The sequence below is a fragment of the Caulobacter sp. HMWF025 genome (assembly GCF_003060965.1).
GTDB lineage: Bacteria > Pseudomonadota > Alphaproteobacteria > Caulobacterales > Caulobacteraceae > Caulobacter.
The window spans coordinates 1-7,140 of record NZ_QAII01000168.1; the positions used below are offsets into that span (position 1 = coordinate 1).

Here is a 7,140-nt window from a genome sequence, read left to right on the forward strand (position 1 = left end):
CGCTGGGGCCGGCCGGGGGGGGGGGAGCCGGGTTGTCCGCGTCGAAGGAGAGATTGGGTGGCGAACCGGGCTTTGCAACGGCGCGACTGAGGTCATTTCACGGCCAACGATGTCAGCCCCGCCACAAAGCCGCCAACCCTAGACTGGAAACGCCCCGGCCCGGGCCAGGGACGAGGCCGGAGCCTTGCCGAGGCGCTCACTGATCGCCCGCCCCGTCTCGATCAGGGCCGACAGGTCATAGCCGGTCTCGAACCCGGCCCGCTCCAGCATGTAGACCAGATCCTCGGTGCCGATATTGCCGGTGGCATTGGGCGCGAACGGACAGCCGCCCAGCCCGCCGACCGAGGCGTCCAGCACATCGACCCCGGCCTCGACCCCGGCAAAGGCATTGGCGAGACCCGTATTGCGAGTGTCATGGAAGTGCAGCCGCAGACGGGCGCCCGGCGCGGCGGCGCGAACAGCCTCGACCCGGCGGCGCACGGTCCAGGGATCGGCGACCCCGATGGTGTCGGCAATGGCGATCTCGGGCACGCGCAGGGCCGCCGCTTCGCGGACGATGGCCACCACCTGGTCCTCGCTGACCTCGCCGTCGAACGGACAGCCGAAGGCCACCGACAGGGTCATGGTCACCGGCGGACCGCCCTCCACCGCCTGGCGCTCGACAATGGCGGCCAGCACATCCAGCTGCTGGCTAACAGTCGAACCCTGGTTGCGGGTCGCAAAGCCGTCCGAGGCGCAGACCACCACATTGGCCTCATCGCACTGGGCGGCAACGCAGCGCTCCCAGCCGCGCATGTTCAGCACCAGGCCGATGCGCGAGTGGTTCAGGTCCGCCGGCAGGGCGGCCATGATCTCTTCGGCCCCGGCCATCTGCGGCACGCGGTTGGGATTGACGAACGAGACCACCTCCATGCGCCGGGCCCCGCAGGCCTCCAGCCGCCGGATCAGGGCCAGCCGCTCGTCGACCGAGAGCACAGTCTTCTCGTTCTGCAGCCCGTCGCGCGGTCCGACCTCGACGATCTCGATGAAGCGGCTCACGGACGGCTCTCCGGTACGGGGGTTTCGGCCGGCCGCTGGGGCTCGCCACGATAGAGGGTCAGGCGCTCGTCATCGCCGTCGGAATAGTTCTGGCCGCTCACCACCCCGACCGGGCGCGGCGTCAGGCCGAGCGCGGCGAGGCTCTTGCGGAACACGGCGTCCTCACGGGCCTCGACCACGGCCGGACGGCCCTCGGCGATGGCCCGGGCGGCCCGCTCGCCGTCGGTCAGTTGCGTGGCGGTGCCCAGCAGGAAGACCAGGCTGGGCTCCGAATAGCCGGTGACGGCGACCGGCCCCGGCGCGCCCGAGCGGGGCGACAGCCGGGCGCGGTCGAGGGCCTCGGCAATGTCTTTCGACAGGAACAGCGGCTCCAGATGCGGCAGCAGCCCGCCGACCAGGGCGGCGTGGGCCCCGATGCCGAGCGCGCCGGCCACCAGCAGGGCACGGACCGCATGGCCCTTCAGCAGCAGCAGGATCCCTGCCCCGCCGGAACCGACCAGCAGCAGCACGACCAGCAGCATCCAGGCCAGATCCATGCCCTGGCCGAAGGTCACCATGCCGTAGACGGCGACGGCGATCAGCAGCAGGGTCGCCAGCAGGGTCAGGCCTGCCCCGAGCCAGCGCACGCCGCGCCCGAGCGGCGCGCGCACCGAGGCCGCCATCAGGATCGCCAGGCCCCCGATCCCCGGCAGGGTGTAGTGCGCCAGCTTGGTCGGCAGGATCTCGAACATCAGCCAGGTCGGGATCAGCCAGCAGGCGGCAAACCGCACGCCCGGCTCGGCCCGGCCGGACCAGATCAGCACCAGGGCCGCCGGCAGCAGCAGGGTGGCCGGATAGAGCAGCACCGGCGACAGCATCAGGTGATAGCCGAACGGCCCCGAATGGCCCTCCTGTCCGCCGACCATCTTCGGCGCCAGATCGCCGCCGATGGCGGTGCCCCAGAACGCCCCGTCCGTGGCGACGGTGATCATCATCGCCCAGGGCAGGACGACGGCGCAGAACAGGATCAGGCCCCAGCCCCAGCCGAGGTCCTTCAGCCAGCCGGCCTTGCGATCCCAGGCCCACAGGGCCAGGGCCGCCAGGATCACGGTCAGCAGGCCGACCGGCCCCTTGATCAGGGCCGCGACGGCCAGACCCGACCAGAAGGCCAGCTTCAGCCAGACCCCGGGCTTTCGTCCCGCCAGATGTGCAGCATAGATCCTCGCCATGGCCGCCATGGCCAGGGTGGTCGAACCGCACAGGGCCGCATCGGTCTTGGCGATGAAGGCTTCGCTCGACAGCAGGAAGGTGCCGGCAAACAGCGCGCCGGCCAGCAGCCCCGTGCGGGCATCGAACAGGGCCGCCGCGGCCCAGGCGCAGGCGGCGGCGGCCAGCATGGCCCCCAGCAGGGACGGGATACGGTAGGCCCAGATGCCCCGGTCCTCGGGCGCGGAGACCAGGGCGACGGTGGCGGCCTGCAGCCAGTGGATGCCGACCGGCTTCTTGAAGCGCGGCTGGTCCTGGAAGCGGATGACCACATAGTCATCGGTCTCAAGCATCTGGGCGGTGGCCTGGGCGAAGCGCGACTCGTCGCGATCCAGTGGCGGCATGGCCAACAGGCCCGGCAGGCCGGCAATCAGGGCCAGCAGGGCGGCGAACAGGGGGCCGCGCCATCCGCGGCTCCACGCATCGAGGCGAGATTCAAGCGTCATGGGCCATGGAATAGCACGATCCTTTCGTATGGGCAGTTTTGAGGTATTAGAGGCGCATGACCGCCAGCGCCGCCCCAGTTCCCGACTTTTCGATCGTGGTTCCCGTCTTCGATGAAGGCGGAGCCGCCCCGGCCCTGGTGCGCGAGATCGCCGCCGCCTTCGCCGGCGAGTCGCACGAGATCATCTTTGTCGACGACGCCAGCCGCGACGACACCCGGGCCCTGCTGGTCGCGCTCCGGGCCGAGATCCCGCAACTGCGGGTCCTGAGCCACCGCAAGAACTCGGGCCAGAGCCGGGCCGTGCGCAGCGGCATCCTGGCCGCGCGCGGTCCGATCATCGTCACCCTCGACGGCGACGGCCAGAACGATCCGGCCGATGCCCCGCGTCTGGCCCGGGCCCTGGCGGCCGGTCCGCCGACCCTGGCCCTGGTCGGCGGCGAGCGGGTCAAGCGCCAGGACAGCAGCGCCAAGCGCTTTGCCTCGCGTTTCGGCAACGGGGTGCGCAAGCGCCTGCTGCACGACACGGCCAATGATACCGGCTGCGGGCTCAAGGCCTTCCGCCGCGAGGCCTTCCTGCGCCTGCCCTATTTCGATCACATCCACCGCTACATCCCGGCCCTGATGCTGCGCGAGGGCTATGAGGTGGCGTTCGAGCCGGTGAACCACCGCCACCGGGAAACCGGGGTGTCGAAGTACACCAATTTTGGCCGCCTGAAGGCCTCGGTCTCCGACCTGCTGGGCGTGATGTGGCTGCAGACCCGGGCCCGCAATCCGGGTGGCGTCGACGAGGCCTAGGCTTCAGCGGACGGCGACGGCTTCTCGCAGGCTGAAAATACGGTTACCCCTAGGCGATGTGGCCGGGGGGCCACCCGTCTGGGGGAAGGATTGCCCATGTTCGCCGCGGTTCCGCTGCTGGTCTTGCCGGTGCTGATCTACAACCTGATCGCCCTGACCCTGACGGGCGGTTTCCAGTCGATCGACGCCCATGCGCGCCTGACCGAGACCCTGTTCACGATCCACATGACCTCGCAGATCGACTGGGCCGTCAGCCTGGGTGACCTGCTGCTGGCCGCCTCGCTGGTCGTGCTTTTTGTCGAGCTGCTGAAGTCCACGACCAGCCGCAAGATCGCAATCATCAATCACTCGCTGTCGATGGTGCTGTTCATCGGCTGCCTGGTCGAGTTCCTGCTGGCCCCGGCCTTTGCCACCTCGATCTTCTTCCTGATCACGGTGATGGTCCTGCTCGACGTGCTGGCCGGATTCATCGTCACCATCGTCGCCGCACGCCGGGACGTGGACTTCGGGGAATAGCCCCCTGCCCTAGCTGCGGGGCTCAAGCCTCGCCGTCAGGGCCGCCATCTGCGCCTCCAGCCGGCCCAGCGCCTCGGCATTGTGCAGGCTGATGGCGGCGAGGTCGCGGTCGCGCAGGGCGTCCAGCTTGGCGTGCAGGTGCATGATCTCCAGCTCGGCCCGCAGGTTGACGACATAGTCGTGCTCGGCGTTCTGGCGGTCCTTCGAGGCCTGCCGGTTCTGGCTCATCATGATCACCGGGGCCTGCAGGGCCGCGACGGTCGAGAGCAGCAGGTTCAGGAAGATGAAGGGATAGGGGTCGAACGACAGGTTGAACGGCTTGAGACCCACGTTCAGCGCGATCCAGGCCAGCAGCACCGCACTGAACCCGCCGATGAAGCCCCACGACCCGCCGACCGCCGCGACCTTGTCGGCCAGGCGGTCCCAGTAGGTGCGGTCATCCGAGACCAGCGCCTTGTTCAACCCCGTCGGCGCCTCGGCCGCGATCAGGTCGATGACGCTGCGCTGGACGTCGTTGAGGTCGCGATAGGGCTCGTTCAGCAGCTCGCGAGACAGCTGGTCGAGACGGTCGTCGATGGTCATGGCAATCTCCTGGGCTTCGCACGATTGACACGCGAACGCGGCACAAGCGAGGCTCCCGCCGTCGCAAGACCGACAAAGCCAAGCTTGCCCTGAAGGAGACTCCCATGGCTCACAAGTTCATTATCAAGAAGGACAAGGCGGGCGAGTTCCGCGTCAACTTCGTCTACAACAGCGAAGTGATCTTCTCGACCGAAGGCTATTCGTCGAAGGCCTCGGCCAAGAACGCCATCGAGTCGATTCTGAAGAACGGCCCCGGCGCCGAAATCGACGATCAGACCGACTAAAGTCCGAGCCCATAATGTCTTGTCATCCCGGCCGGACGCTCGTCAGGGCGGGAGCGCCGGGACCCAGGGGCGACCGCGCTGCGCCGGCCCCTGGGTCCCGGATAGCCTCTGCGAGGCTTCCGGGATGACAAGGTTTGGGTTCCAGATTGCCGGGAACCTCACTTGACCCCTTCCCCCGCCCGGCGTCTGATCGCTGATAACAAGAAAAGCGGGGAGGACTGCCGATGAGCGCGAACGCCAACGGCCGCAAGAGCATCTTCATCACCGGGGCCGCCAGCGGCATCGGCCTGGCCAGTGCGAAAAAATTCGCCGCGGACGGCTGGTTCGTCGGCCTGTCCGACATCGATGTCGTCGGCCTGAAGGCCGCCCTCGAGGCCATCGGCCCGGCCAATGGCGCAACCTATCGCCTCGACGTGCGCGACCGCGAGGCCTGGGACAATGCGTTGGGCGAGTTCGGCCGCCTGACCGACGGCAAGCTGGACGCCCTGCTCAACAATGCCGGGATCGCCCGGTTCGGCGCGCTGGAAGAGCTCAGCGAAGCCGATTGCGACATGCAGATCGACATCAATATCCGCGGCGTGATCCACGGGGCCCGGGCCGGCCTGCCCCTGCTGAAGGCCGGACGCGGCCGCCTGATCAATGTAGCCTCGTGCGCCGGTCTCTACGGCTCGCCCAAGCTGGCCGTCTATTCGGCCACCAAGTTCGCCGTGCGCGGCCTGTCAGAAGCCCTCGACGTCGAATATGCCGCCCACGGCGTCAGCGTCGCCTGCGTCATGCCCTGGTTCGTCGAGACGCCGATCCTCAATGCCGGCTCGTCGGGCAGCAATGAGAGCATGTCCGACGCCCTCAAGAAGGGCGGCCTGGAGGTCTATCCGGTCGAGGACGCGGCCGAGGTCGTGGCAAAGGCCGCGACCGGCAAGGACCTGCACTATTTCGTGGGCAAGCGGGCGAAGCAGATGCGCTTCGCCACCAGCCACATGGCCGGATCGGTCAGGAAGCAGCTCCGCTCACGGCCGATGATGACGTCCTGACCTCGGGGGCCTTGTCGGCCACCGGCTTGGCCGGGGCCGAGGCGGGCTCGACCGGCGAACCCAGCGGGCCGCCCATGCCGTTGCCGGCCGAGACCGGCTGGGCGTCACGCACCGCATTGGCCGCATAGATCAGACCCGGCGGCTTGCCGTCAGCAGTCAGGCCCTGGGTCAGGTCAGCGACGGTCGGCGCATTGGGCAGGTCGTTCAGGTCCGACGGCTGCGGGGTGGCCGTAAAGGCCCCCGGCGCGCCGGCGCGACCGCCGAAGCGGTAGAAGACGTGCATGCCCACCTGGGCCACGCGCAGCAGGCGCGGACCCCAGCCCGGCGAGACGCTGGTGGTGTGGAAGTGGGTAGCCGAACCGACCTCATGCATCACCGCGCCCGACAGGGCGCGTGAGGCGATGGTCTTGGCCCGGCCCCAGGCTCCGCGTTCGCGGGTCCGGCGCATCGAGCCGTCGCAGGCGAAGCTGAACTGGCAGCCGACCTGGCGATAGGCGCCCTGGAACACCACGCCGCAGATCGACTTGGGGAAGGCTGGATGGCGGACGCGGTTCAGCACCACCTGGGCCACGGCCGCCTGGCCGCTGGGGGTCTCGCCCCGGGCCTCGTAATAGACAGCGTCGGCCAGGCAATCGAGCTCACGCGAGCTTTCCAGCACATTGGTCAGGCGGAACGGGGCCGGCGACGGATTGAACGGCCCGCCGAAGCTGGCACGCAGCATCAGGGGGCTGCTGCGGAAACCGGTCGCGGCCGAATTGCGGTTCTCGAGCCGGGCGACCAGCAGCGAGATTTGGCGATCACGCTGGGCGGCTCCGGCGACGGTATAGGGGTCATGGCGACGGGCCACGGCGAGGGCGCCGGGGTCCATACGAGACGCGGCCTTGACCAGGGCGGCATCGGAGAAACCCTCCGAAGCGCCGTCGGCCAGGCGGCTCACACGGGCATGCTGGCTGGCCGTCTGGGCCAGTCCACCAGCAAGGTAGACGCCGCCAAGTGCCAGGCCCGTGATGGACCCGACCAATACGGCGCCGACCAGCCCGCGCGAATCCGCGCGCGTCTGCGACTTGATGTACAAAACTCGTGTCCTGCGCGGCGAGGGCGTACCGCCCCCCGACAAAAAACGCCTCTAGAGACCCGGAAAAAGCACTGTCGGGCAGCTCTGGAAGCGGGGACTCGACCGGTTCACGATGTGGCCGAAGTCCTG

8 protein-coding genes and 1 pseudogene are annotated in these 7,140 nt (G+C 68.8%); 5 read left to right on the forward strand and 4 right to left on the reverse strand.

The annotated features are described in order from the left end of the window. Nucleotides 1-138 precede the first annotated feature (138 nt). Both DBR10_RS17765 and DBR10_RS17770 read right to left on the reverse strand, forming a co-directional pair. Nucleotides 139-1,038 carry a hydroxymethylglutaryl-CoA lyase gene (locus tag DBR10_RS17765; protein WP_108505455.1) on the reverse strand — a complete coding sequence of 300 codons (900 nt, stop codon included), beginning with the start codon at nucleotides 1,036-1,038 and terminating at the stop codon, nucleotides 139-141. Continuing rightward, entirely contained in the window at nucleotides 1,035-2,729 is a 1,695-nt protein-coding gene (locus DBR10_RS17770; protein WP_108505456.1) for an ArnT family glycosyltransferase, read from the reverse strand. The genes DBR10_RS17765 and DBR10_RS17770 overlap by 4 nt, the downstream gene beginning before the upstream one ends. 56 nt (nucleotides 2,730-2,785) lie before the next feature. On the opposite strand from DBR10_RS17770, the gene DBR10_RS17775 reads away from it, so the two are divergent. Then, nucleotides 2,786-3,523, forward strand: coding sequence for a glycosyltransferase (locus tag DBR10_RS17775; RefSeq protein WP_108505457.1), 738 nt, complete (start codon nucleotides 2,786-2,788; stop codon nucleotides 3,521-3,523). A 96-nt stretch (nucleotides 3,524-3,619) separates the two neighbouring features. Then, nucleotides 3,620-4,039 carry a hypothetical protein gene (locus DBR10_RS17780; protein ID WP_108490125.1) on the forward strand — a complete coding sequence of 140 codons (420 nt, stop codon included), beginning with the start codon at nucleotides 3,620-3,622 and terminating at the stop codon, nucleotides 4,037-4,039. A 9-nt stretch (nucleotides 4,040-4,048) separates the two neighbouring features. On the opposite strand, the gene DBR10_RS17785 is transcribed toward DBR10_RS17780, so the two are convergent. Continuing rightward, complete coding sequence (locus DBR10_RS17785) at nucleotides 4,049-4,621, reverse strand: DUF1003 domain-containing protein (RefSeq protein ID WP_108505458.1); 573 nt, start codon at nucleotides 4,619-4,621, stop codon at nucleotides 4,049-4,051. A gap of 104 nt (nucleotides 4,622-4,725) precedes the next feature. On the opposite strand from DBR10_RS17785, the gene DBR10_RS17790 reads away from it, so the two are divergent. The 3 genes and pseudogenes from DBR10_RS17790 to DBR10_RS17795 all read left to right on the forward strand — a co-directional run bounded on the left by DBR10_RS17790 (nucleotide 4,726) and on the right by DBR10_RS17795 (nucleotide 5,936). After that, nucleotides 4,726-4,905: a YegP family protein gene (locus tag DBR10_RS17790; RefSeq protein WP_062148997.1), complete on the forward strand. Its 180-nt coding sequence runs from the start codon at nucleotides 4,726-4,728 to the stop codon at nucleotides 4,903-4,905. 33 nt (nucleotides 4,906-4,938) lie between these two features. After that, a pseudogene (locus DBR10_RS20315) lies at nucleotides 4,939-5,007 on the forward strand (hypothetical protein); the annotation flags it as partial. A 122-nt stretch (nucleotides 5,008-5,129) separates the two neighbouring features. Then, nucleotides 5,130-5,936 (forward strand): SDR family oxidoreductase, encoded by an 807-nt coding sequence (locus DBR10_RS17795; RefSeq protein ID WP_108505459.1) that lies wholly within the window; start codon nucleotides 5,130-5,132, stop codon nucleotides 5,934-5,936. On the opposite strand, the gene DBR10_RS17800 is transcribed toward DBR10_RS17795, so the two are convergent. Next, entirely contained in the window at nucleotides 5,896-7,011 is a 1,116-nt protein-coding gene (locus tag DBR10_RS17800) for a cell wall hydrolase (protein ID WP_108505460.1), read from the reverse strand. The two genes, DBR10_RS17795 and DBR10_RS17800, sit on opposite strands and share 41 nt — an antisense overlap. Nucleotides 7,012-7,140 lie beyond the last annotated feature (129 nt).